The organism is Paraburkholderia sp. RL17-380-BIE-A, from assembly GCF_046028085.1.
Classification (GTDB): domain Bacteria; phylum Pseudomonadota; class Gammaproteobacteria; order Burkholderiales; family Burkholderiaceae; genus Paraburkholderia.
Genome location: NZ_JARESQ010000023.1, coordinates 109,576 through 133,727 on the forward strand (window position 1 = coordinate 109,576; position 24,152 = coordinate 133,727).

Consider the following 24,152-nt stretch of genomic DNA (forward strand, 5'->3'; position numbering starts at 1 on the left):
TCTGTGAGAAGCCCCTGCCAATCGTGCGACTGGCGGGGGCTTTTTTATCGCGGCCTGACAAATCACCATCTTTCCCTTGCACTTCTGTAAAATTCGCGCACGTGCGAAGCATGCCGCCACGGCATCTCGGCTCGCGCGTTGTGAAGGCGGCGCCACGACCGTTACCTCCGTTCAAAGACAAGGAAAGAGAACAAGCATGACCGACCTAACCGACCAAACCGTGGCTTCGGCTCACGACACACGGCGCCGCATCTTCGCGATCGTTGGCGCTTCATCGGGCAATCTCGTCGAGTGGTTCGACTTTTACGTGTATTCGTTCTGCGCGCTGTACTTCGCGCCGGCGTTCTTCCCGAGTGGCAATCCGACCACGCAGTTGCTCAACACCGCCGGCGTGTTCGCGGCAGGCTTCCTGATGCGTCCGATCGGCGGCTGGTTCTTCGGCCGTCTCGCCGACAAGCACGGCCGCCGCATGGCCATGATGGTGTCGGTGTTCATGATGTGCGGCGGGTCGCTCGTGATCGCGCTCTTGCCCACCTACGCACAGATCGGCGCGCTCGCGCCGGCGCTGCTGCTGGTTGCGCGGCTGTTCCAGGGGTTGTCGGTGGGTGGCGAATATGGGACCAGCGCGACCTATATGAGTGAAGTCGCGCTCAAGGGGCGGCGCGGCTTTTTTGCGTCGTTCCAGTACGTCACGCTGATCGGCGGGCAGTTGTGCGCGCTGCTCGTGCTGGTGGTGCTGCAACAAACGCTCTCCACCGAAGAGCTGAAGGCGTGGGGCTGGCGCGTGCCGTTCGTGATCGGCGCGCTGGCGGCCTTGATCGCGCTGTATCTGCGTAAATCGCTCGACGAAACCACCACGGCCGAGTCGCGTCATCGCAAGGAAGCGGGCACGTTGCGCGGTCTGTGGGTGCACAAGGGCGCGTTCATGACCGTGCTCGGCTTCACGGCCGGCGGCTCGCTGATTTTCTACACGTTCACGACGTACATGCAGAAGTACCTGGTCAACACGGCAGGCATGCATGCCAAGACGGCCAGCAACGTGATGACCGCGGCGCTGTTCGTGTATATGGTGATGCAGCCGGCGTTCGGTGCGTTGTCCGACCGCATCGGCCGCCGCCGTTCCATGCTGTTCTTCGGGTTTTTCGCGACCATCGGCACGGTGCCGTTGCTGCATGCGCTGAAAGACGTGACGAGCCCGTACGCGGCATTTGGTCTGGTGGTGCTGGCGCTTGCCATTGTGAGCTTCTACACGTCGATCAGCGGTCTGATCAAGGCGGAAATGTTCCCGCCGGAAGTGCGCGCGCTGGGCGTGGGGTTGTCGTATGCGGTGGCCAATGCGATCTTCGGCGGCTCGGCGGAGTATGTCGCGCTGTGGTTGAAGCAGGCGGGCAGCGAGTCCACGTTCTACTGGTACGTCACTGCGCTCTGCGCGATTGCCGGCATCGTCTCGCTGCGTATGCGCGATCCGTCGAAAGAAGGGTATTTGCGTCACGAGCCTTGAATCTGCAAAGCACCATAACGCACCGTTAGGCACCATTAGGCGCGACCGAAGCGGGTCGAGAGCGGCGTTCCAGGGAGATCCGGAGCGCCGTTTTAGCGGCCTCGACGCTTTGAGCGGAAGGCGTATCGACCGCGCGGCGCACGCTCACGCCACGATGATCTCGGTCCCCAACGCGTGCAGCAGATCGCGCAGCGCTTCGGCCTGCGCCATTTTCGCGCCGCTGCGCAAGTGAATCTGCAGCGCCCGCCCGGTGATTCCGTCGACGGGTTGCGCGAGCCACAACTCCACTGCGAGCCCCAATCCTTCAGGCTGGTTGACGACGACCGGTTCGATCACACGCGGCTTGAAACAGGCACTGTCGGACATGGCGTATCGCCTCAGGTCTGGTGATGGATCACACCTATCCTAGTCAGCGTGTTGCGTGAGACCAAGCAACAAATACGCGTTTGCTTAGCAGCGGATGCTTAGCAGAAAACCCGCTTATCGCCCCCGCGCTGACCGGCGTCCAGCACCGGCGCCGCGTCACACGGGTTCCGATCGATCGCTCGCGAACTCCGCGACCAACTCCTTCACGACGGCGGCCGGATCCACGCCCACCGCGGGCGCCGTAGCCGCAGCAGCGACCGCGGCCGCCGCCACGGCCTGCTGGCGCGCGCTCAACGCGCCACGCGCAAGCATCAGAAGATGGTAGTAAAGCCGCGCGTTCAGCCCATAGCGGTACGCGAACAGATGGGCGAAGGCGACCTTGAATCCGGCGAGCGCCTGACGGTTCTTCGCGTGAGCCGACACCACGATCGGCGCGAGACGGCGCAACGCCAATCTGCGCGACGGCTCGAGTTGCGCCGGCAGCTTCAATGCCTTGACGTACGCATACGCGCAGAGCGTCGCCGCGGCCGTCGTGCCGCGCGTGCTGTGCGAGATCGAGCTTGCCGTCTTGCGATACACGGACACGTAGTCGTGCAGGTAGAAGACCTCGCGCGCCGCGAGACACAGCTCGGTGCCAAACACGAAGTCGCAGCACACGCCGTACGTGTCTTTGTAGCCGATCCGTTTCACGAGTTCGGCGTTGGCCATCCAGCCGTTGTTCGGGAACATCTGAATGAGCCCGGTTCTACCCGGCAGGGATTGCAGGCCCTCGGAAGCCTTCGAGCGTCGAAACGCGGCGTTCAGCTTCGCGCTCGCCGCGAAATCGATGGCGCCGCCATGATCGGCTTCGTACTGGTCGCCGAATGCCACCTCGAGTCGCGGATGCAGCGTCCATAACGACACGAGTTTTTCGACGCCGTCCGTGGTGAGCAGGTCGTCGTCGTGGATCAGCAGAATCTTGTCGCCACTCGCGCGCCTGAACAGGTTCGCGACATTGCGCGCCTGGCCGAGTGAAGGCTGATTCCTCATATAGCGCACGCGTGGCTCGCGTGCATAACGCGTTGTGATCAACCGCTCCGTGCGCCTGTCCGCCGAGTCGTCGCCGATCAGGATTTCCAGATTGCCGTAGCTTTGCGTCAGGCACGAGTCGATGCACGTCACGAGCAGATCAGGGCGGTCGCAAGTGGGCAGACAGATGGAAACCTTGGGGTGGGTGGAGGGAGTCGAAGTGATGGACATAAGCGTCGCCTTTGTTATCTGTTGAGGGGCGGCAGCTGGTCCGCTTGACGCACACGTCGCTGCAAGCAGAAAAATAGTCCATCACACCAAAAAAATAATCGGTAAAAATAAGGAAGAAATGTTTGCCGTATGAAAGCGCGCTGAAGGGGAATATTTATGCGGCTTCGCTGAAAAAAAAGCAGCAAAGCCGCTCGCCCTCCAACACGCACGATTTCAACTAACCGAGGGTTCTCCCTCGCCGGGTTTTTTGCCCGGACGGTCTGCGGGCGACTGATTGCGGCCCTCGTCGTCGCGTTCCGGCAGCTTGCTTTTCTCGTTGTCGCTGTGCACGACCGGCTGCGGATGTTCCATGTCAGCCGGTTTCTGATCGCCACGCACTTTGGTTTCGCTCATGTTTCTCTCCTGATTGGATGACATGTTCCATGCAGCAAGCGGCAGGCCCGGCTCACGATCCGGCGCGCCACGAGCGAAGCATTCGCGCTTTATCTGCACCTGCGCAGTGCCGGCGCGCATCGCCCGAGTGCAGCCGTACGCCAGTGCGACGCGGCCGCCGACGACGCATTGCGCCTGAACGCCCGACTGCACGCATCGCATGCTGCTTCGCAGCAGCTGGCACAACATTCGCTTAGAGGGAAATCAGAGTAGAAGCGGCTAGCGAGCCGGCATGTCCATGCCGGTCACCGTGGGGCATTGCTCTTGGGGCGCATCGTGCGCCCACGTCGAAGCAATTCGGCGTTTGAACGGAACTGTCCGGTTCCGCCAACAAGGAGCGTGCGATGCAGTTGCCCCAAATGTTCACCCGACTGTTGTGCATTACCGCAATCACACGCGGCGAGCTGCGTTCGCTTGTGCGTTCGCTCGTGCGTTCATCCATGCTTCGTATCGATCGAGCATGCGCGCAGCGCGGCAGTCACATCGCCCGTTCCTTGTCCGGCATCCGGCCTTGCCTTCTCACGATCCCAACTCTTCCCACATTCACACGGAGTTCAGTCATGCGCGTGTTGCATCTTCTCTCCCGCATTGCAGTGTCCGCTCGTTCGATCGCGGCCCGTGCTGCCGGCGCGGGCGTCCTGGCCGGCGCTGCGCTCGGCGTATTCGTTGCGCCGCCGGCTCACGCCGACGACCACGTCAGCCTGTTGACGAGTTGGTATGCGCAGGCCGAGCACGGCGGTTTCTATCAGGCCGTCGCGACCGGCATCTACAAGAAATACGGGCTCGACGTCACGATCAAAATGGGCGGTCCGCAGGTCAACGGCATGCAATTGCTGGCCGGCGGGCAGGCGGACTTTCTGCTCGGCTACGACTTCCAGGTGCTCTCCAGCGTGGAAGCCGGCATTCCCGTCACCACCGTGGCCGCCGCGTTCCAGTACGACCCGCAAGGCATGATGACCCACGCCGACGTGACCAGTCTCGCCGGCCTGAAGAACAAGACGATCCTCGTCGCCGGTTCGGGCCGCACGACGTGGTGGCCGTGGCTGAAGGCGAAGTACGGCTACACCGAGGCTCAAGCGCGTCCGTACACCTTCAACCTGCAACCGTTCTTTGCCGATCCGAACGTGGCGATGCAGGCATATCCGTCGTCGGAAACGTTCCAGGCGGAGCAGGCTCATGCGAACGCGCACTTCTTCCTGTTCGCCGATGACGGCTATCCGCCGTACAACTCGACCATCGTCACGATGCGCGACACGATGAAAAACAAGCCGGACGTCGTGGCGCGTTTCGTGAAGGCGTCGATGGAAGGGTGGAAGAGCTATCTGAACGATCCCGCACCGGGCAATGCGTTGATCAAGAAAGACAACCCGCAGATGAGCGACGCCCAACTCGCCTACGGCGTGGCGCAACTGAAGAAACTCAAGCTCGTAACCGGCGGCGATGCGGCCACGCAAGGCATCGGCACGATGACCGACGCGCGCTGGAAAAAGACCTTCGATTACATGGTCGACGCGAAACTGCTCAAGCCCGCTACCGACTATCACGCGGCCTACACGCTGCAATTCATTCAGAACGCGAAGGTGATGCCTTGAGGCCGGCCCTCCACGCAGACATCGAAGCTCGCCCCAACGCCTGAACGCCTGAAAGAAGGAGCATCACATGCTGGTCACCCGTCAAAACGTCCTGCGCCGCTTCTGGTACGCCATCATGCCGATGGCGCAACTCGACGCCGGACCGCAGCCCTTCACCTTGCTCGGCGAGCCGATCGTGTTATGGAAAGGCGTGGGCGGCAAGCCGCACGCGTTGCGCGATCGTTGCTGCCATCGCACGGCGAAACTGTCGAAGGGATTCGTCGATAGCGATGGCAATATCGCCTGCGGCTATCACGGCTGGACCTACGACTGCTCGGGCCAATGCGTGAAAATTCCGCAGAACGGCGGCGGCGCGATTCCGTCGCGCGCCGTGGTGCCGTCATATCGCTGCGAAGAACGCTACGGCTACGCGTGGGTCGCGCTAGAGGACCCGTTGCAGCCCATCCCCGAGTTTCCCGAAGACGGTGCGCCCGGCTATCGCCGCATCCTGCAGTTTTACGAGCGTTGGGAAACGAGTCCGCTGCGCATGATGGAAAACTCGTTCGACAACTCGCATTTCAGCTTTGTGCATAAAGGCAACTTCGGCCTGTTCGACAATCCGAAACCGTCGAAGTACGAATTCCGTCCGCACGATTGGGGCTTCGAAGCCGAGACGCATGTGCCCGTGCGCAATCCGCCGGCGAGCTACCGCATCACCGGCACGACCGAGGAAGTCACCGAGCGGCATCTGATCAACCGCTGGTTCATGCCGTTCGCGCGGCGCTTTGGCTGCGTGTATCCGGCGAGCGGTATCCATCACATCATCTACAACTGCGCGACGCCGATCGACGACCGCACGCTGATGCTGTCGCAATGGCTCTATCGCAACGACACCGAAGACGCGTGTTCGACGCAGGAACTGATCGACTGGGATCGCCCGATCACCGACGAAGACCGCGACATTCTCGAAGCCACCGACTACGACGCATGCATCGACGTGCGGCGTCAGCAGGAGTGCCATATGGAATCGGATCAGCCCGGCTTGCTGATGCGCCGCATGCTGCTCAAGCTGCTGAACGATCATGGCGAGTCCGAAGTATTTCGCGAAGTATTGCCCATTCACGTGGAGGAATGATCATGGCGGCGACTCAAGCCTTTATCGCTGACGTGGCCGCGCCGTCGCTCTCGGTGCAGCGCGTCGACAAGCGCTATGCGAACGGCACGATCGCACTGGAGGACGTGCGCCTCGCCATCGAACCCGGCGAGTTCGTTTCGCTGCTCGGCCCGTCGGGTTGCGGCAAAAGCACGCTGCTGAAAATGTTTGCCGGCATCGAAACGCCCACGCACGGCCATCTGCGCTGGTGGGGGCAAGCGTTCGAGACGGTCGGCTCGCCGGGGCGGCGCATGTCGATGGTGTTTCAGGAGGCGACGCTGATGCCGTGGGCCACGGTCGCCGACAACGTGCGCTTGCCGCTCGATCTCGCGCGTGTGCCGCGCCGCGAAGCCGACGCGCGCGTGGCCGCTGCGCTCGACGGCGTGGGGCTCGCGAAATTCGGCCACGTGCTGCCGCGTGAATTGTCGGGCGGCATGCAGATGCGCGCGTCGCTGGCGCGCGCGCTCGTGACCGAGCCGGATCTGCTGCTGCTCGACGAGCCGTTCGGCGCGCTCGACGAATTCACCCGCAACCGCCTCGACAGCGATTTGCGCGCGTTGTGGCAGCGGCGTGGCATGACGGTGGTGTTCGTCACGCACAGCATTTACGAGGCGGTGTATCTGTCGAGCCGCGTGGTTGTGATGCAGGCGCGGCCGGGCCGCATCATCGCCGAAGTGCCGATCGAAGGTCCGCTCGAACGCGACGACGCCTATCGCGTCAGCGAGCCGTTCATGCAGCATTGCAAGACGCTCTCGGAGTTGATTACCGATGCGCATCGCGCGTCGTTGGCGAACGAAGAAACAGGAGTGCAATCATGACGGGCGAAGTGCTTGCGGGTCATTCGGGCAAGTCGGGACGCAGGGCGGCTGCCGCGTCGCCGACTGCGGCAGCTGCGGCTGCAGCGCAGGGCGCAGGGCAGCGTGCGAAATCCGCCGCGAGGCCGGCTACCAGTTCCCAGCGGCAGCCATGGTTGCAACGCCCCGGCGTGACGAAGGCCATCGCGCCGTGGGTGGTCGGCGTCGTGGTGCTGGCGTGCTGGCAAGCCTGGTGCGTGGTGATGAAGGTGCCGGCGTATCTGGTGCCGTCGCCGTCGGCGATCGTGAGCGAGTTGGTGCAGGACGCGCCGCTGCTGTTCGGCAGCCTGCTCGCGACCTTGAAGATCACGCTGTTGGCGTTCGCGCTGGCCACGGTGCTGGGCGTCGTCATCGCGTTGCTGTTCGTGCAGAGTCCACTGATCGAGGCGAGCCTCTTTCCCTACGCGATCCTGTTGCAGGTCACACCGGTCGTGGCGATCGCGCCGTTGATCATCATCTGGGTCAAGGACATGAACGTCGCGCTGGTCTTGTGCGCGACGCTGGTGGCGTTGTTCCCGATCATCTCGAACACGGTGCTTGGCTTGCGCAGCGTGAACCCCGGCTTGATCAACCTCTTCAGGATCAATCGGGCGACCCGCTGGCAGACGTTGGTGCGTTTGCGGATTCCGAGCGCGTTGCCGTATTTCTTCGGCGGCCTGCGCATTTCGAGCGGGTTGTCGCTGATTGGCGCGGTGGTGGCGGAGTTCGTCGCCGGTACGGGCGGCAGCGGCGCGGGGCTCGCCTATCAGATCTTGCAGGCGGGTTTTCAGCTGAATATTCCGCGTCTGTTCGCGGCGCTGCTGCTGATCACCGTGACGGGTGTGGTGCTGTTCGCCATCACGGCGTGGGTGTCACGCGCGGGTTTGCGCGGCTGGCACGACAGCCAGCTTTGAATGACGCGGTCTCGAACTCAGCTTCACACTCTCGCTCGAACTCATGACGACACACGACACAACACAGCACACGACACCTGGCACGCTGATCCGCAACGCGGCGGCGATCATGACCGGCGGCCGCGGCTCGGCCGACGATCCCGCGCGCGTGAGCGGTCCTGACATTCGCATTGTCGGCGACACGATCGACGCGATCGGCGCGCTCACCCCGCAGCCGGGCGAGACGATCGTCGACGCCACCGATTGCGTCGTCTATCCGGCATGGGTCAACACGCATCATCATCTGTTCCAGTCGCTGCTCAAGGGCGACACGGCGGGACTGGACGCCACGCTCACGCCGTGGCTCGCCGCGACGCCGTATCGCTTCCGGGCGCTCTTCGACGAGCGGCGCTTCCGGCTCGCGGCGCGCATCGGCCTGATCGAACTGGCGCGCTCGGGCTGCGCGACGGTGGCCGACCACAACTACGTGTACTACCCGAACATGCCCTTCGACAGTTCGGCGATTCTCTTCGAAGAGGCCGGGAAGCTCGGCTTGCGTTTCGTGTTGCTGCGCGGCGGCGCGACGCAAACGCGCCAGCTCGAGGCCGAACTGCCGACCGCGTTGCGCCCTGAAACACTCGACGCCTACATCGCCGATATCGAACGGCTCGCCACCCGTTTCCACGACGCGTCGCCGCGCGCGATGCAGCGTGTCGTGATGGCGCCGACCACCGTGCTGTATTCGATCTCGCCTGCCGAAATGCGCGCGACGGCGGCGGTGGCGCGCCGCCTCGGTCTGCGTCTGCATAGCCATCTCTCGGAGACGGTGGGCTACCAGGACAGCGCGCATGCGATGTACCGGCAATCGCCGGTTGCATTTTGCGGCGAGCACGACTGGCTAGGCAGCGACGTCTGGTACGCGCATCTCGTCAAGGTCGATGCCGACGAGATCGCGCTGCTGGCGCAAACCGGCACGGGCGTCGCCCATTGTCCGCAGAGCAACGGGCGCCTCGGCAGCGGCATTTGTCCGGTGCGCGAAATGGCCGATGCGGGGGTGCCGGTGTCGATCGGCGTCGACGGAGCGGCGTCGAACGAAGCGGCCGACATGATCTCCGAAGTGCACATGACATGGCTCGCGCAACGCGCGCGGCGCGGCATGCTCGCGCAACCCACGTTTCGCGGCGGGAATTTCGAAGGCGGCGCGAACGCCGCGAGCGTGGCCGATGTGATTCACTGGGGCACGGCGGGTGGCGCGCGGATCATGGGCCTCGACGAAGTCGGCAGGATTGCGGTGGGTTTCGCCGCGGATCTCGCGGTATATCGGCTCGACGACCCGCGCTATTTCGGCTTGCACGATCCGGCGATCGGGCCGGTGGCGTCGGGCGGCAGGCCATCGCTCGCGGCGCTGTTTTCTGCTGGAAAGCGCGTGGTGGCCGATGACCGGATCGACGGTGTCGATCTCAAGGAACTGGCGCGCGAGGCGAGGGCGGCTGTGCGGGAGTTGCTGGAGGAGGTGGTGTGAGGCAACACCGCCGACAGCGCGGTGAAACGCGAGCCTGTCGGCGGGGCAGCCGATACGGCCAGTGCTGCCGCATCGGCTGCCGCTGACTAGTGCAGCAACTGGCTCAGTTCAAACTGCGCTACCCCGATCTGCGTCTGAAGTTGTCTTTCCATTTGCTGGTATTGGCGCCGCCGGTCGTTGAGTTGGTGGATTTGGGGCAGTAGAGTGTTCAACTCCCCTCTCAGTTTCGCCATATCATCGTTGAAGCGGGTGAGCTCCGCGCGAATGGTTTGCCTTCGATCACGGAGCTCGCGAATGCGCATGTCCACTTGCGGGTCGCGAGGCTGACCTGTGCTTTCGAGTTGTTGAAGCTGGGCGATCAGGTTGGCGCTCTCCTGTTCTGTCTGATTTTTCCGCTGCAGCAGGTCCGCCTTCCGTTGTTCCGTGGTTGTTTGAAGCCCGCGTATCTCCTCGAGCCTTCGCGCGGTCGACAGCACATCCTGCGTGACAGTTTGCAGTTGCGTTTGCAAGTGAGCCAATGTCTGATGTGCCTGCTGGATCTGGTAGGCCTTCTGCTCGTCGCCCACGGCAGTGTGTCGGTCTCTGGACTCGTTTCCGCCGCCTCGCAGGCCGACAGCGTCATGCGGCTTCCAGCTGCCGTCCGGCTGACGCTCGATCGGCACGCCCGGCTCGGCCGGTTTGTCTGGTTGCACGACGCGCCACGTCTGGTTGGCCGTGTCGTAGCGCACCGGATAGCTCTGGCCGTTATCCTGAATGTACCTCTGCCCCTTCGAATCGATCAGGACTCCGGCGTGCGCCGGGTCCGGCTGCAACGTGCCTGAAGGTTGTGCCGCGTAGCGTGATGGCAGCGCGGGCGCATCCGGCGTGTGTTGATGGTCGGATCCGGTGGGGCTCGGGGCTTTGGCCTCGCTGCCGCTGCCCGCGAAATTGCGCTCGAACATGTCCACCGCACCGGCGGGCAGTGACGCAGACGGCTCGGGGTGGAGCGCGCCGCCAGTTGACGCAAGGTGCTCGCCGACGCCGGCGAGGTGTTCCCCTTCGGGTCCCAGACCGCCGAGCAAAAGGCCGCCGATTGCCGTTCCGGCGTCGATCAGGCCCACCTGTCCACGGCTCAATCCGCCATGATCGGGAAATTCGGCATCGAGCAACCTGGTCGCCAGCCAGTCCGCGCCCGGGATCGGCGACAGGTCGGCGAACACGCGGCCAACGCCGTAGAGAATCTTGTCGGCAAGGCCGGGAACATCCTCGCGCAGCATTTCGCGGGTTTTTTCGTCGAGGTCCTTGAGCGTGCCGCCGTAGTTCTTCGCGAGATTGTTGACGTAGTCCTTGTCGGGTGCAGGTGGATTTTTCGCGGCGTCCTCGTAGGTCTGCGGCCTGTCAACGTGGCTCAGGCCCTCTCCGGGCTTGTCCATGGTCGTCAGCGCCTGGTCCTGCAAGGCCTGCATGCGACGATATATCGAAGACGTTGGATCCGTCATGCCCTGCTGGAAGGTCAGCAGATCTTGCGCGACCTGCTCAGGCGGGCGGTGACGCACCGATGATGTGGCGCGCTCCTGGCTCGAATAGCCGTCGTCGGAAAGCAGCTTCTCCATTACCGACTGGTACGGGAAGGTCTTCGCATAGGCGGGCTTGCGCGTATTGTCATCCCAGTCGGGATCGTCCGAGGTTTTCGGCAGTTGGATTTTGTCAGCCTTGTACTGCTGCGCCGCGTCGAGAATGTCGTTCACGCGGGCGGCCGATTCGTTCCATGATTTCTGAGTCGCCGCGTAGACGTCGCCAGCCTTATTGAGGATATCGCGCTGCAGGTCAGTCTTGATCTTGACGGCCTGCGCGAAATTGGCCTCGCGTTGCTGCGCTGTCGCGGCCGGTGCGCTAAATGCGCTGTACTGGTCGCGCAGCTGCTGCAAGCGTTGAGTGCCGGCTTCGCCGAGCAGCCCGGAGCCAGCCGGCATATTGAACACGGCATTCATGCGTTTGAGCGGATCGGCGCGCGTTCGCTTCAATTGGGCAATCACGTCTGCTTTAAGTTGCTGGATATCGGCGTCACGTTGGGCGTCCGGTTCGCAGATCGCGGCTTTCGCCCGCGCGGCGAAGCCCTCACGGGTTTCCTCGTCCATCTGCGCCGTAGCGGCTGCGAGACCCTCCAGACGCACCCGCGCGTTAGCGAAGCCTCGCGGGTAGCCGGTCATCAGCAGGTTCGTCGTCGATTCCTGAGCTTGCGTGACTTTCGTGTCGTTTGCGTAGTTGATCGATTGGTTGCCACCGTCATACTTGTTCAGCATGGTTTGGGCGAATTCGGCCGGCGTGGTCGTGTCTTTCGACGCCACGACTGCGGGCTTCGGGGCGACAGCGTTGTGCTGGCTCGGCAGCCTGCCGGGTGCGTTCCCGGACGGAATGCGAAAATCGGAGACGGAGTTTGTCATAGGGCATTTCGTTATGTTTAAGGGACGCTGCGTTGCAACCCATTGAGGCGGATTGCCATAACGATGAAAACACCTCGGACAGGGCGCCGTGTGTTACCGGAGGATGACCACGCGAGCGCGACGCGCATCTCCGGTGACTGCCGTCGAACGAAAAAGCGCAAGCCTTGCAGCGCAAGGCCAACTCTAGAACACGCTGACCTCCACACTTACAAACAAGCGCTTGACCATGCCCGTCATTCAGCGCACCGTGGACGAGAACCCTTTCTCGCGGGAGTACGAAATGTCCCTCAACTTCCCGAACCCAAGCCGCAGCTATGACGCCTCGCACCACTGCGTCAATTTTTGGGGCTATGACAATGCGCGCGAAATCGCTTTCGTCGTCACCCGTTCGGTGATTTCGAATCTGAGCCCCAGTGTGGGCGCCGACGAACCGGCCGTGCTTGCGGCGTTCGACCGGCATCGCGAGCAAATCCTGACGCTCGCTCGCGGGCTATATCTCGGCGGCCCGCAAAACCGCTACACGATTTCCTGACGCGGCGCGGCGTGCCGCGCAATCGTCGCCGAAGCGGGACTCAGGCTGCCGGTTCGCGCGGCGCGCCGCCCGTGAGCGAAACGACAAATTCGAAAAACGCACGGACCTTCGCGGGCGGATGATGCCGCGAAGGATAGAGCGCGTACAGTGGATAAAGCTCGTCGCCCCAATCCGGAAAGAGCTCGACCAGTTTGCCGCTCGCCATAAGCGATTCGGCGCCGAGCGCGAGAATCTGCGCGACGCCCTGGCCGGCTGCGCAGGCACTATGCAAGGTGCCCACGTCGTTGACGGTCAAACGGCCTTGCGGCGTAATCACGGTCTTTTTGCGGCCGCGATGAAATTCCCAGCTGAACGGGTAGCCCGTCAGCGGATCGCGGAATTTGATGCACACATGCTTGCCGCTTTCGAGTTCGGCCGGATTCACCGGATGCCCATGCTTCTTCAGATACGACGGCGCGGCCACGGTGAGAATCCGTGTGTCCAGCAGCTTGCGGGCAATCAGCGTCGATACTGGCGGATCGCCGAAACGGATCGCGAGATCGAAACCGTCGGCGACCATATCGCCCAACTGGTCGCGGGTGATCAGTTCGAGCTGCAGGTCGGGGTGCCGGTCGACAAACCCGCCCAGCCTTGGCCCAAGCACGAGCCGCGAAAAGAACGGATCCATGTTCACGCGCAAACGTCCGCGAACAGCGGTCGCGCCCTGCGCGGCGGATGCCGCGGCTTCTTCGAGTCCGCCCAGAAGCGGCACGATCTGTTCGTAGAAGCGCCGGCCTTCGTCGGTCAACGCGACCGAGCGCGTGGTGCGATCGAAAAGCCGGATGCCGAGCCGCGCTTCGAGCCGTGCGACCGAACGGCTGACCCCGGATTGCGACATGTCGAGCGCTTCGCCAGCGGCCGCAAAACTGCCGCAATCGACGATCGCCGTCAAGACGCCCATGCCGTTCAGCATGCGCTCGTCAAATGGCATGTGAGAGTCCTTTGTTATGCATTAATGCGTGACATGCTAACGCGAAAGTCCGTTTGAATTCACGCGCCAAAACGGGGAAACGCCGCCTGGTAAGGCGGACGAATGATGTCATGTCATGAGTGGAATGACAGCCACGCTACCGCGTCAATCACGCTGCGGGCGTCAATCTGCATGAGCTCGCCCGATGCAACAGGAACATGCGGCTCTCGTCATGCATTGGGCATACTTGGATGGAATAGCGGACAACTCGGCATCGCGCGTATTTTTATTGCGCGCGCCGCCGATGGTCTCGTTAGCGGCCCGCGCCTTGGGTCGCTTGCGCGCGCACGGTGCGCGAGGCAGGCGTTTCGTCGAGGTGACGAAACGCCCAGGCCGATACGAGCGTGATCACGCCGACACACACGAAGGCGAGCTGAAACCCGAGCGCCGCCGATCCCACCTGCGCGGAGAAGAGGTTCACGAGGCCGCCGCCGATTGAGACGCCCAGCCCGATCGCGAGCATCTGCACCATGGAAAAGAGGCTGTTGCCACTGCCGGCGTCGGCATGCGAGAGGTCTTTGAGCGTGACGCTGTTCATCGCCGCGAATTGCATGGAGTTGGATGCCCCGAACACCGCCAGAATCGCGATCCCGACCACGAGCGGCGTGTCGCGCGTGATCAGTGCAAAGGCCACGATCGACAAGCCGACGATCACGGTATTGACGAGCAGGAACGTGTCATAGCCATAACGGCGCACGAGCGGCGCGATCCAGCGTTTGGCGACGGTGCCGGCCAGCGCCGCGGGCAGCATCATCAGCCCCGAATGCAGCGGCGAATAGCCCAGTTGCAATTGCAGCAGCAAGGGCACGAGGAACGGTACGGCACTCGAACCGATGCGGCACACCAGGTTGCCGATCAGACCGACGCTGAAATTCGGCTCGCGAAAGAGCGAAAGCTTGAAGAGCGGATTGGCGCGGCGTTTCGCGTACGGAATGTAGGCTAGCGCGCTCACGGCGGCGAGCACGAAGAGCGCCGCCGACCAGGCCAGCCGATGCGTCGGCATGGGCGCGTCGACAGCGAGCGAAAACGCGATCATGCACAGCGACAGCAGCGCGCAGCCGATGAAGTCGAACGGCGGCGCCTGGGTTTCGCCATGCGCCGGCAGGAAGCGTTGCACCGCATACAGGCCCACGGCGCCGATCGGCACATTGATCAGGAAAATCCAGTGCCACGTGATCGCCTGCACGAACCAGCCGCCGAGCGTCGGCCCGGCGATCGGCCCCAGTTGTCCCGCGACCGAAATGAACGCGAGTGCCGCCACGTACTGCTCGCCCGTCACGCTGCGTAAGACCGCGAGCCGTCCGATCGGCAGCAGCATCGAGCCGCCCACACCTTGCAGCACGCGCGCCAGCACCAGCTGGCCGAGTGTATGCGCGCTCGCGCAGCAGATCGAGCCGATCACGAACAGGAGGATTGCCACGAAATAGACGCGCCGCGTGCCGAAGCGGTCGGCGAGCCAGCCGGAGGCCGGCGTGAGCATCGCCATGGTCAAGGTGTACGCGACCACGATCGGCTGCATGGCGAGTGGCGCGACGTGCAAGCTGTTTGCAATCGACGGCAACGCCGTATTGACGATCGTCGTGTCGAGCGACTGCATGAAAAAGCCGGCGGCGACGATCCACAGCAGTGCGGTCTGGGAAGAATCCTTGGTCATCTTTAACGGGCGGCGGGGCGGCGGCATGAGCGGGCGGCCGCTGGGACCGGAGCATTCGGTGGGGCGATTCCGTCATGATATTGACATCCTCGTCAATCGGAAACCCACTAGAGGCGCTGACTGTTATCGACTTTGCCGATAAGCGAGGCGACAATGGCTCATGCTCAATCCGATCTGGCTCAAGACCTTTTCGACCGTCGCCGCGTGCCACAGCTTTACCGAGGCGGGACGGCGGCTCGACCTCACGCAATCGAGCGTCAGCGAACACATCCGAAGGCTCGAAGAGAGCGTCGGCCGGCGCCTGTTCGTGCGCGACACCCATTCGCTTGCCATGACGCCCGACGGCGAAGCCATGCTCGCGCACGCCAGCGTGATTCTGCAGGCGCTGGCGCGGGCGGAGTCGCAGTTTCGCGCGCCGCGTCTGAAAGGCCGCGTGCGGCTCGGTTCCTCGGACGATGTCGCGCTCGGCCCGCTGCCGACGGTGCTGGCGGCCTTTCGCAACGCGCATCCGGATGTCGAACTGGAAATCACTATCGGCATGACCGGCAAGCTGTACGAACTGCTCGATGCGGGGGCGATCGATCTGCTGGTCGGCAAAAGGCGGCTCGGCGACCGGCGCGGCGTGCCGCTCTTCACCGGTCGGCTGGAGTGGCTGGCGCGCGCCGGCACGCTGGTCGACCTGAGCCAGCCGTTGCCGCTGATTCTGGTCGCGGAGCCGAGCGTGACGCGGGCCGTCGTGCTCGACGCGCTCGCCGAGGCCGGCTTCAGCTGGCAACTGGTGTGTACGAGCAGCAGTCACGCGGGTTGTATCGCGGCCGCGCGCGGCGGGCTCGGCATCACGGTTCGTCCGCAGTATCTGGCCGCGCGGGGGCTTGCGCCGCCGCTGAACACGGCGAGTCTGCCGGTGCTGCCGTCGGTGGAATTCATCGCTCTCGCGGCGAAACGGCTCAGCCGGCCGGCGGGCACGTTGCTGCAGCTGCTGCACGACAGCGATCTGCGCGGATCATGGATCGGAGAATGAGGGCGCGCAGGCGGCGTGTGCGCGATACAACGCGCCGCTTCGCGTGTTCGGATCAGGCGGGCAGCGTGGCAGCGAGCTTGTCGAACTCCGTCGCCCACTCCGCGCGCCACGTGTTGCGCGTGGCCTCGTCGACCCACGCGCCGTCAATCCCGTTCAGCATGAATTGCCGCAGTTCCGCGACGCTGAACCCGAAGTGGCTGTACATCAACTGCCATGCTTCGCTCGGGTTCACTTTGTGCAGCGTGGGGTCGTCGGTATTCGGATGGATCTTCAGGCCGAGTTGCGGCATGCGCCGCAGCGGATGTTGTTCAGCCCACACGTCCGGGGCCAGCGTACGCAGGTAGTACGAGTTGGTCGGCACCACAGTGAAGACGATGCCCCGCGCGGCGTATTGCTCGGCCAGTTGCGGATTGTCCACGATCGTATAGCCGTGATCGATGCGGTCGCACTGCAGAAGATCGACCGCGGTTTCGACATTGCGCCACGGCATGCCGAATTCGCCCGCGTGCGCGGTGGTTTTGAAGCCAGCGTTGCGCGCGTGGCGATATGCCTTCCAGAACAGTTCCGGCGGCCGGTCGTTCTCGCGATAGTCGATGCCGAGGCCCGCCACTTCGTCGGCGCGGTTGGCGCACATCCAGTCGACCAGCGCGACGGCTTCGTCGGGATCGGCTTCGCGATCGATGCTCGGGATCAGCCGCGCGCTGATGCCGAAGTCGCGCGCGGCGTCGCGAATGGCGGTGACGATTGCCGCTTGCGCATCGGCATAGGCAATGTGCGAGACGCGCACCGTGCCGGTAGGATTCCAGAAGAATTCGCTGTGACGAACCTGATGCGCGGCGGCATCGGCGAGATATTCGTAGGCGATACGGTGCAGATCGTCCGCTTGCGTGAGCAGATGTTCGTCGAGCGCGCGCAGCACGCGCAGCACGCCGACCGGTTTTTCGCCACGCTTGTAGAAAGAATCGATTTCCTCGCGACTGAGCGGCGCATGGCTTTTTTCGGCCAGCGCGATAAACGTCTCATGACGCACCGCGCCCAGCAGGTGGCAGTGCAATTCGGCTTTCGGCAGTGCCTTGAAGAAGGCGCGATGCGCGTCGGTCAGCCCGATGTTCAGACGCGATGCGGGCACGTTACCCATTGTCTCTTTCATGTCGGTATGGTATTCGGTAGTGCGCAAAACTCAGTGTAGTGCGAATGCAAGGTGAACTCGTGGCGCGAAGGCGCGGGGCTCAGTGCGGCTTGACCACGGTATAGAAGTAGTAGCCGAGCGGCACGGCCAGCACATACAGGCCCCACGGCACTTCGCGGAAACGTCCCGCGAGCAGTTTGACGAGGACGTAGCAGAGCAGGCCGCCTGCAATGCCGGTGCCGAAGCTGTTCGACATCAGCGTGAGCAGCACCATGGAGAGCACCGGCAGCGAGTCGGTGAAGTCGTCGAAATGCGTGTGGCGGATCGTGCTGAACATCGACAGGCCGATCAGGATCAACGCGGGCGCGGTCGCTTCTTTCGGAATCGCCAGCGCGACCGGCACGAACAGCAGCATCAGCGCGAACATGGCGGCCGCGGCGAGCGACGACAGGCCGGAGCGGCCACCCGCTTCCACACCCGCCGCCGATTCCACCAACGCGGTGAGCGCCGGAATGCCGAATACGGGGCCGAGCGTCGCGGCAATCGAATCGACCAGAAACGGCCGGTTGATATTGGGCAGATTGGCGTTTTCGTCGAGCAGATCCGCTTTGGCACCGACGGCGAGCGTGGTGCCGAGCGTGGAAAAGAATTCGGCTGCGAAGAATACGAACAGATACGGAATGGACGCGACGCTCAGCGCGCCGGCGATATCGAGTTTGAACGCGATCGGCGCGATACTGTGTGGCCACGACAGAAACGACGCTGGCATATGCGTGACGCCGAGCGGCACGCCCGTGGCGGCCGCGATCAGGATCGCCCACAGAATGGCGCCGGGCACGCGGCGTCCTTGCAGAACGACTGCCGCGCCGAGTCCGACCAGCGCGACGAGTGTGCCTGGCCGCGAAAAGTCGCCGAGCGCGAGCGCATTGGTCTTCGCGTTGGCGATCACCATGCCCGCATTGCGAAAGCCGAGCACCGCGATGAACAAACCAATCGATGCGCCGAGCCCGAGCTTGATCTGCGCCGGAATCAGCCGCACCACCAGACTGCGCGCACCCACCAGCGTCAGGATCAGAAACAGCACGCCGGAGACGAACGCGATGCCGAGCCCCGTTTGCCACGCGACATGTTCGCCCGCAAGCGTAATGCCGAGAATCACCGAGCCGCCGATACCCGGTCCGACCAGAAACGGCAAGTTCGCGTACAGCGCCATCAGCACCGTGCTCAGCACGAATACGAGGATCGTCGCGGTGGTCGCCGCGCCGCGATCCATGCCGCCCGCGGCGAGCAGTGACGGAATCACCACCAGCAAGTACGCGGCCGCGAGAAACGAGGTGATGCCCGCGATCGTCTCGACCCGCACGCCGGTCTTGCGCGCGCCGAGCGCGAAACGCCGTTCGAGCCAGCCGCCGTTTGCAAGCGACATGCCGCTCGTTGCATCGGCGCTTGAAGATTCGTTATTGATCAATTGATTCATCCTGTAACCATGCCATTTATACTGCTGCGCATTGCGTCGATGCATTGCTTTCCATGACCGACCGTTCTTCCCTGCTGCCCGCGCTCACGCTGCGGCAAATCCAGTACTTCGTCACGCTAGCGCATGCCCGCAGCTTCACGCAGGCCGCGCAGTCGCTCGCGTTGACGCAACCCGCGCTGACCGCGGCGATCCGGCAGATCGAATTCCTGCTCGGCGGGCCCTTGTTCGCGCGTTCCGCGCATCGGCTGACATTGACCCATGCCGGCGCGAGCGTCCTGCCGCTCGCGGAACGCCTGCTCAACCAGGCGCGCGGCACTTTCGACGACATGGCCAGCACCTTCGCCGAACGCGTGCAGACGGTGCGTATCGGACTGATTCCCTCGGCCGCGGCGCGCTTGCTGCCCGCGCTCTGCGCGTTGCGCGCGCAGCAACCGTCGCTGCGCTTCACGTTGAACGATATGCCGAACACCGCGTTGCTCGACGCCGTGCGCCAGGGCGCGGCCGATTTCGGCATCGGCGTGCACGAGCCCGATGCGTCCAGCCCGGACGACGACGCCGCCGCACTGCGCTACCAGGATCTGTTCGAGGATCAGATCGTCGTGGTGGTGCGGCGCGACGACCCGCTCGCGCAGAAGAAGAGCCTCGCGTGGTCGAAGCTGGTCGGCCGCGATCTCGCCGCATTCGTGCGCGGCAGCGTGAGCGAGGCGTTGCAGCGCACCGGTGGCGCGGAAGGTTTGCAACTGAACGTCGCGTACCGCCTCGAGTACACCGAACCGTTGTACGAACTGGTGCGCAACCGCCTCGCGATCGCCGTGCTGCCGAGCCTCTACACGATGCATCTGCACGACGCGGAACTGGTCGCGTTGCGGCTCGACAAGCCGCGCGTGAGCCGTTCGATCGCGCTGATCTCGCTCGCCGGCGACGATCGCGGCCCGCATGTGCGAGCCTGCCGCGAGTGGATCGCCGCGCATATCTGACGCAGCGCGCCCGGTTCGCATCACGACTGTCCCGACGCACACGCTTAAACGCACGCTAAACCCGAAACTCACGGCAGCGTGGCGAGCCGCGCCCGCAGCGCCGCATAGAAGCCGTCCGCGTCGACCTCGGTGATCCACGTCGCGTTCGGCTTGCGGCCGCTGTGGCCGCTCCAGTCCACGACGGTTTCGCCGAGCGTCCATTCGCCCACCGTTTCGATCATTACGTTGACTTCGCGTCCCTTGAACAGGGACGGCTCGATCAGGTAACCGGTCGCGCAAGGGTCGTACATCGGCGCGGATTCGATACCGCGTCGGCCTTTCTGATAGGCCACTTCGGCGGCCATGATGTCGGCGGCCATGGTGCCGCAGCGATTGCCGAGCGCGCGGATCGGCGCGATGCGCGCCGGCGTGATCGGCGCTTTCACTGCCACGTCGCGCGGCAGCACCACGATCGGCACGCCGCTCGCGAACACGATTTGCGCGGCCTGCGGATCGACGTAGATGTTGAACTCGGCGGCAGGCGTAATGTTGCCGCGCTCGAAAAAAGCGCCACCCATCAGCACGATTTCGCGGATGCCGTTGCGAATCTCCGGCGCCTCCGTGAGCGCGGTGGCGAGATTGGTCAGCGGTCCGAGCGCGCAGAGTGTCACGCTGTGCGGCGGTGCTGCGCGCAGCGTGTCGATCAGAAAGGCGACCGCATGTTGCGGCGCGAGCGGTGCAAGCGGCTCATGCAGCGGCACGCCTTCGAGTCCGGTTTTGCCATGCACGTTGGCGGCGGTGATCAGTTCGCGCGTGAGCGGCCGCGGGCAGCCCGCGTAAATCGGCAGCGAATGCGTGCGCTCGGCCCAGTCGCGCACGATACGCGCATTGCGTTCGGTGAGATCGAGCGGCACGTTGCCCGCCACTGTCGTGATCGCGCGCACGTCGAAACGCTCGCTCGCGCCGAGCGCGAACAGAATCGCAATCGCGTCGTCCTGGCCCGGATCGCAATCGATAATCACGCTGCGTCGCGTGCCGGCCTGCAATCCGGCGCTGGACGACGCGCCGTTCGCCGTACCGGCCGCAGCGGATGCGCTCGCGGAACCCGCCGCGCCCGCCAGCATCGGCCAGGCTGAAGCGCCGGCCGCGAGGCCCATCGCCTTGCGAAGAAAGGCGCGGCGGTCCTGTTTCGTGTCGGAGGCGTTCATCATCGTCAGAACGCGTGGCGCATGCCGACCGTCGCGATCATCTGACGGATGCTGGTGGATTGGGCGTAGGCAAAAATCTGCGCGTGTTGCGCGTCGCCAGCCGCCTGCTGCGCGATCACCGTGAGCGCGACGTCCGTGCGCTTCGACAGGAAGTAGTCGGCCTGCAGATTCACCTGATGCCATTTGGGCCTCGTGTTGATCACGTCGTATTTGCCGTCGGTGAAGGCATACGCGGCGCCGAGAATGAAGGCGGGCGTAACGTGGTAGTTCAGGTTCAGGTTGTAGTTCTGCAAATGCAGATGCGAGTTGTCGAGATAATCGTAGCGGACATCCGTGAAGAGCGCCGCGAATTGCGCCGCGCCGATCGTATAGAAACCACCCGTGCCGAAGATGCGCTGTTTGCTCGCGTACGCGGCGGGATGCAGTGCGCTCTTCGAGAAGATCAGCAGCGACGAGGCGTAGTCGTTCGAAATCGCGCCGTCCTGGTTGGTCGCGCTGTACGGATTGTTGTACTGCGCGTACACCACGCTCCACTTCAGCGGGCCGTGCTCGTAACCCGCGCCGAAGCTGTACGCATTGTTGTTGGCGAAACCGGTCGCGTTGCTGAAACCATATTCGGCGGTGGCCTTCAGGCCGTGATAGTCGGGTGTGACGTACTTGACCGCGTTCTGCACGCGGATGTCGTTATAGCCGTTGTCGTTGTCGCCGATATTCACGCCATTGCTCGCGATGATCACGGGGCCGACATAGTCGTGCACCGTGTCGTACTGACGGCCGAAGGTCAGCGTGCCGTACTTCTTGCTGGCGAGCCCGACGAACGCCTGGCGGCCGAACAGGCGGCCGTTTTGCGACGCGGTGCCGGTCATCACGTTAAAGCCGTTCTCCAGCTGGAATATCGCAGCCGTACCGCCGCCCAGATCTTCGACGCCCTTCAAACCCCAGCGCGGATTCTGATTGGTGCCGGAGAGCGCCTGCCACGCGTTCTTGCCGCCCTGGTTCGTCGCGTAGCCGACGCCCGCCGAAATCAGGCCATACAGCGTCACGCTGCTTTGCGCATGCGCGGCGCTGGAGAGCGCGCCGGCGATCGCGAGAGGGGCGAACTTGAGTAGTTTCATCGTGGTCCAGTAGCGGGAAAAGAGGGCGCCTGGCGTGAGGCGCATTTGAACTGGGCTCGACTATACGAAGACGGTCGTTATAAAAATAATGTTGTTTTTTTATAGTTACATAAATTTAATTTATTCAACTTCGTGGGCCTTGACCACCGGCGAAACGGGTGGTCACCGGCGTGTTGCGCGTTTACCGCGTTGGCCAAATATTATTTTTTCGCCAAGTCGTGGATCGTTATACTTTCCAAATACGGTTAAGCTTTCCATATATGGAACATATAGCCGCTTACGTGCGCGGGGGCCGTACGTCAAAAGCCAGAGCGCCAAACCAGCCAGAGCGATAAAAACCACCATGACCAGGAACTTGACCAGGAACTTGACCATCAACTTGCGGATCGCGATCACCATCGCGTTTCTTGGCATATTGCTGACCGCTACCGGCGTGCTCGGCATTCTCGGTATGAACGAAAGCAACGAGGCGCAGCGCGACGCTTACTCGGTTCATTTCGCCTCGGTCGTCGCGCTCGGCAAATCAGGTACGGCAATGTCGCGGGCGCGTTTCGGACTCGACTGGGCGATGAGCAACCCGCACTCGCCGCAACTGACCACGCAACTCGAGCGCGCCCGCATGCTGCTCGGCGAGTCGGACAAGTGGTGGAACACCTTTCGCGACCTGCCGAAAACGCCCGAACTGCAGCGCCTCACCGAGGATCTCGACGCGAAGCGCACCGCCGTGCGTCGCGACGGTATCGACAAACTGATCGAAGCGATCCGTACGGGCGACGCGAGCTGGATGGACGAAAGCCGCGCGAATCATCTGATCGGCCTGTATACGGCAATGAACGCGAGTCAGGGTGATCTGGAGAACTATCTGAACCAGCAGGCGAGCGACGCGAACGAGCGCTCCGCCACGCTCTTTCATACGCTCCTGTACGCGAGCATCGGCAGCATTCTGGTGGGGCTCACGGTAGCGTTCATCAGTTGGCGCACGTTGCGCCGCGCGATCATGGCGCCGCTGAACGACGCGCTACGCCAATTCGATGCGATTGCCGCCGGCGAACTGACGACCCAGGTGCCGATTCGTTCGAACGACGAAATGGCGACGCTGTTGCGCGGCGTCGCGTCGATGCAGGACAAACTCGGCGCGACCGTCACCACCGTGCGGGCCGGTTCGCATTCGATCGCCTCGTCGACCCAGCAGATCGCCGCGGGCAATCTCGATTTGTCGCAACGCACCGAGGAACAGGCCGCGTCGCTCGAAGAAACCGCGGCGGCGATGGAGCAGCTCACGTCGACCGTGCAACTGAATGCCGGGAACGCGCAGCACGCGAGCGAACTGGCGTTGCGCGCCTCGGAGATGGCCGCGCGCGGGCGCGATTCGGTCGGCAGCATGGTCGAGACGATGCGCGTGATTCACGCGGGCTCGTCGAAGATGACGGGCATCATCACCGCGATCGAAGGCATTGCGTTTCAGACCAATATCCTCGCGTTGAACGCGGCCGTGGAAGCCGCCCGCGCCGGTGAAGAAGGGCGCGGTTTCGCGGTGGTGGCGGGCGAGGTGCGCAGTCTCGCCCAGCGTTCGGCGGCGGCCGCGAAGGAAATCGGTTCGCTGATCGCGGAGTCGACCTCGCGCGTCGAGAGCGGCGCCGGGCTCGTCAACGAGGCGGGCGAGACGATGCAGGAAATCGAAGCCGCGGTCGGGCGCGTGGCGCGCCTTGTCGGCGAGATTGCGACGGCCTCGCAGGAGCAGAGCGAAGGGATCAAACAGGTGAGCCTCGCCGTCACGCAGATGGACGAGGTCACGCAGCATAACGCCGCGCTGGTCGAGGAAAGCGCGGCGACCGCCAACTCGCTCGCGGATCAGGCGCGGCAATTGAGCGAATTGACCGCGGCCTTCAAGGTCGCGAGTGATACTGCGCGGCGCGAGGCCGTTTATTAAGCGGCCTTCGGGCGGAGGGGATCGGCCAGGCTGCATTTCGAGCAGCCTTCGAGCAGGGGCGTTCGGCGAGACCGCTTTCTGAACCGCGTTTGAGCTGCGGCGTTCACGCCGGCCACGCGCGCAACGTCATCCGTATTTTGCCGCGCCGAGCACCCTTACCGATGGTAATGGCATCGTTGCCGGGCTAC

Annotated in this window: 20 protein-coding genes; 10 read left to right on the plus strand and 10 right to left on the minus strand. The window is 63.6% G+C overall.

The window, feature by feature from the left end:
* Positions 1–196: 196 nt before the first annotated feature.
* Complete coding sequence (locus tag P0D68_RS30835; RefSeq protein ID WP_408298179.1) at positions 197–1,501, plus strand: MFS family transporter; 1,305 nt, start codon at positions 197–199, stop codon at positions 1,499–1,501.
* Positions 1,502–1,645: 144 nt separating this feature from the next.
* Here P0D68_RS30835 and P0D68_RS30840 read toward each other — a convergent pair whose 3' ends face one another.
* The 3 genes from P0D68_RS30840 to P0D68_RS30850 all read right to left on the minus strand — a co-directional run bounded on the left by P0D68_RS30840 (position 1,646) and on the right by P0D68_RS30850 (position 3,499).
* Positions 1,646–1,867 (minus strand): hypothetical protein, encoded by a 222-nt coding sequence (locus tag P0D68_RS30840; RefSeq protein ID WP_095419203.1) that lies wholly within the window; start codon positions 1,865–1,867, stop codon positions 1,646–1,648.
* A gap of 156 nt (positions 1,868–2,023) precedes the next feature.
* Positions 2,024–3,106 carry a glycosyltransferase family 2 protein gene (locus P0D68_RS30845; RefSeq protein WP_408298177.1) on the minus strand — a complete coding sequence of 361 codons (1,083 nt, stop codon included), beginning with the start codon at positions 3,104–3,106 and terminating at the stop codon, positions 2,024–2,026.
* A 213-nt stretch (positions 3,107–3,319) separates the two neighbouring features.
* Complete coding sequence (locus P0D68_RS30850; RefSeq protein ID WP_177204973.1) at positions 3,320–3,499, minus strand: hypothetical protein; 180 nt, start codon at positions 3,497–3,499, stop codon at positions 3,320–3,322.
* A gap of 599 nt (positions 3,500–4,098) precedes the next feature.
* Here P0D68_RS30850 and P0D68_RS30855 point away from each other — a divergent pair.
* The 5 genes from P0D68_RS30855 to P0D68_RS30875 all read left to right on the plus strand — a co-directional run bounded on the left by P0D68_RS30855 (position 4,099) and on the right by P0D68_RS30875 (position 9,510).
* Positions 4,099–5,130 (plus strand): ABC transporter substrate-binding protein, encoded by a 1,032-nt coding sequence (locus tag P0D68_RS30855; RefSeq protein ID WP_408298175.1) that lies wholly within the window; start codon positions 4,099–4,101, stop codon positions 5,128–5,130.
* Between the two features lie 67 nt (positions 5,131–5,197).
* Positions 5,198–6,244 carry a Rieske 2Fe-2S domain-containing protein gene (locus P0D68_RS30860; protein ID WP_408298173.1) on the plus strand — a complete coding sequence of 349 codons (1,047 nt, stop codon included), beginning with the start codon at positions 5,198–5,200 and terminating at the stop codon, positions 6,242–6,244.
* Positions 6,245–6,246: 2 nt separating this feature from the next.
* On the plus strand, positions 6,247–7,080 hold the full coding sequence (locus tag P0D68_RS30865) for an ABC transporter ATP-binding protein (protein WP_408298171.1): 834 nt from the start codon (positions 6,247–6,249) through the stop codon (positions 7,078–7,080).
* Complete coding sequence (locus P0D68_RS30870; RefSeq protein WP_408298169.1) at positions 7,077–8,009, plus strand: ABC transporter permease; 933 nt, start codon at positions 7,077–7,079, stop codon at positions 8,007–8,009. Before P0D68_RS30865 ends, P0D68_RS30870 begins: the two co-directional genes overlap by 4 nt.
* 43 nt (positions 8,010–8,052) lie before the next feature.
* On the plus strand, positions 8,053–9,510 hold the full coding sequence (locus P0D68_RS30875) for an isoxanthopterin deaminase (protein WP_408298167.1): 1,458 nt from the start codon (positions 8,053–8,055) through the stop codon (positions 9,508–9,510).
* 86 nt (positions 9,511–9,596) lie between these two features.
* Here the strand turns inward: P0D68_RS30875 and P0D68_RS30880 are convergent, their stop codons facing one another.
* Positions 9,597–11,837 (minus strand): hypothetical protein, encoded by a 2,241-nt coding sequence (locus P0D68_RS30880; RefSeq protein ID WP_408468793.1) that lies wholly within the window; start codon positions 11,835–11,837, stop codon positions 9,597–9,599.
* A 376-nt stretch (positions 11,838–12,213) separates the two neighbouring features.
* Between P0D68_RS30880 and P0D68_RS30885 the strand changes: the two genes are divergently transcribed.
* Positions 12,214–12,465 (plus strand): DUF1488 family protein, encoded by a 252-nt coding sequence (locus tag P0D68_RS30885; RefSeq protein ID WP_091800441.1) that lies wholly within the window; start codon positions 12,214–12,216, stop codon positions 12,463–12,465.
* Positions 12,466–12,505: 40 nt separating this feature from the next.
* On the opposite strand, the gene P0D68_RS30890 is transcribed toward P0D68_RS30885, so the two are convergent.
* Both P0D68_RS30890 and P0D68_RS30895 read right to left on the minus strand, forming a co-directional pair.
* Entirely contained in the window at positions 12,506–13,435 is a 930-nt protein-coding gene (locus P0D68_RS30890; RefSeq protein WP_091793789.1) for a LysR family transcriptional regulator, read from the minus strand.
* A 292-nt stretch (positions 13,436–13,727) separates the two neighbouring features.
* Positions 13,728–15,128: a DHA2 family efflux MFS transporter permease subunit gene (locus tag P0D68_RS30895; RefSeq protein WP_408298163.1), complete on the minus strand. Its 1,401-nt coding sequence runs from the start codon at positions 15,126–15,128 to the stop codon at positions 13,728–13,730.
* 160 nt (positions 15,129–15,288) lie between these two features.
* On the opposite strand from P0D68_RS30895, the gene P0D68_RS30900 reads away from it, so the two are divergent.
* Positions 15,289–16,149: a LysR family transcriptional regulator gene (locus P0D68_RS30900; protein ID WP_408298161.1), complete on the plus strand. Its 861-nt coding sequence runs from the start codon at positions 15,289–15,291 to the stop codon at positions 16,147–16,149.
* 52 nt (positions 16,150–16,201) lie between these two features.
* On the opposite strand, the gene add is transcribed toward P0D68_RS30900, so the two are convergent.
* Positions 16,202–17,299: an adenosine deaminase gene (gene add / locus P0D68_RS30905; RefSeq protein ID WP_408298159.1), complete on the minus strand. Its 1,098-nt coding sequence runs from the start codon at positions 17,297–17,299 to the stop codon at positions 16,202–16,204.
* Between the two features lie 79 nt (positions 17,300–17,378).
* On the minus strand, positions 17,379–18,704 hold the full coding sequence (locus tag P0D68_RS30910; RefSeq protein ID WP_408298305.1) for an NCS2 family permease: 1,326 nt from the start codon (positions 18,702–18,704) through the stop codon (positions 17,379–17,381).
* Positions 18,705–18,808: 104 nt separating this feature from the next.
* Between P0D68_RS30910 and P0D68_RS30915 the strand changes: the two genes are divergently transcribed.
* On the plus strand, positions 18,809–19,732 hold the full coding sequence (locus P0D68_RS30915; protein WP_408298157.1) for a LysR family transcriptional regulator: 924 nt from the start codon (positions 18,809–18,811) through the stop codon (positions 19,730–19,732).
* Between the two features lie 68 nt (positions 19,733–19,800).
* Here P0D68_RS30915 and P0D68_RS30920 read toward each other — a convergent pair whose 3' ends face one another.
* Together P0D68_RS30920 and P0D68_RS30925 are read right to left on the minus strand one after the other, a co-directional pair.
* Positions 19,801–20,835, minus strand: a complete 1,035-nt coding sequence (locus P0D68_RS30920; RefSeq protein WP_408298303.1) for a nucleoside hydrolase — start codon at positions 20,833–20,835, stop codon at positions 19,801–19,803.
* A gap of 89 nt (positions 20,836–20,924) precedes the next feature.
* Positions 20,925–22,034, minus strand: coding sequence for a porin (locus tag P0D68_RS30925; RefSeq protein ID WP_408298155.1), 1,110 nt, complete (start codon positions 22,032–22,034; stop codon positions 20,925–20,927).
* 343 nt (positions 22,035–22,377) lie between these two features.
* Between P0D68_RS30925 and P0D68_RS30930 the strand changes: the two genes are divergently transcribed.
* Entirely contained in the window at positions 22,378–23,964 is a 1,587-nt protein-coding gene (locus tag P0D68_RS30930; protein ID WP_408468794.1) for a methyl-accepting chemotaxis protein, read from the plus strand.
* Positions 23,965–24,152: the final 188 nt, after the last annotated feature.

Coding starts and splice junctions, on each gene's coding strand:
- add (WP_408298159.1), bottom strand. CDS start 17,299: ATGAAAGAGACAATGGGTAACGTGCCCGCATCGCGTCTGAACATCGGG.
- P0D68_RS30915 (WP_408298157.1), top strand. CDS start 18,809: ATGACCGACCGTTCTTCCCTGCTGCCCGCGCTCACGCTGCGGCAAATC.
- P0D68_RS30850 (WP_177204973.1), bottom strand. CDS start 3,499: ATGAGCGAAACCAAAGTGCGTGGCGATCAGAAACCGGCTGACATGGAA.
- P0D68_RS30865 (WP_408298171.1), top strand. CDS start 6,247: ATGGCGGCGACTCAAGCCTTTATCGCTGACGTGGCCGCGCCGTCGCTC.
- P0D68_RS30895 (WP_408298163.1), bottom strand. CDS start 15,128: ATGACCAAGGATTCTTCCCAGACCGCACTGCTGTGGATCGTCGCCGCC.
- P0D68_RS30875 (WP_408298167.1), top strand. CDS start 8,053: ATGACGACACACGACACAACACAGCACACGACACCTGGCACGCTGATC.
- P0D68_RS30860 (WP_408298173.1), top strand. CDS start 5,198: ATGCTGGTCACCCGTCAAAACGTCCTGCGCCGCTTCTGGTACGCCATC.
- P0D68_RS30910 (WP_408298305.1), bottom strand. CDS start 18,704: ATGTCGCTTGCAAACGGCGGCTGGCTCGAACGGCGTTTCGCGCTCGGC.
- P0D68_RS30845 (WP_408298177.1), bottom strand. CDS start 3,106: ATGTCCATCACTTCGACTCCCTCCACCCACCCCAAGGTTTCCATCTGT.
- P0D68_RS30920 (WP_408298303.1), bottom strand. CDS start 20,835: ATGCTGGCGGGCGCGGCGGGTTCCGCGAGCGCATCCGCTGCGGCCGGT.
- P0D68_RS30930 (WP_408468794.1), top strand. CDS start 22,378: ATGACCAGGAACTTGACCAGGAACTTGACCATCAACTTGCGGATCGCG.
- P0D68_RS30885 (WP_091800441.1), top strand. CDS start 12,214: ATGTCCCTCAACTTCCCGAACCCAAGCCGCAGCTATGACGCCTCGCAC.
- P0D68_RS30855 (WP_408298175.1), top strand. CDS start 4,099: ATGCGCGTGTTGCATCTTCTCTCCCGCATTGCAGTGTCCGCTCGTTCG.
- P0D68_RS30890 (WP_091793789.1), bottom strand. CDS start 13,435: ATGCCATTTGACGAGCGCATGCTGAACGGCATGGGCGTCTTGACGGCG.
- P0D68_RS30870 (WP_408298169.1), top strand. CDS start 7,077: ATGACGGGCGAAGTGCTTGCGGGTCATTCGGGCAAGTCGGGACGCAGG.
- P0D68_RS30925 (WP_408298155.1), bottom strand. CDS start 22,034: ATGAAACTACTCAAGTTCGCCCCTCTCGCGATCGCCGGCGCGCTCTCC.
- P0D68_RS30900 (WP_408298161.1), top strand. CDS start 15,289: ATGCTCAATCCGATCTGGCTCAAGACCTTTTCGACCGTCGCCGCGTGC.
- P0D68_RS30835 (WP_408298179.1), top strand. CDS start 197: ATGACCGACCTAACCGACCAAACCGTGGCTTCGGCTCACGACACACGG.
- P0D68_RS30840 (WP_095419203.1), bottom strand. CDS start 1,867: ATGTCCGACAGTGCCTGTTTCAAGCCGCGTGTGATCGAACCGGTCGTC.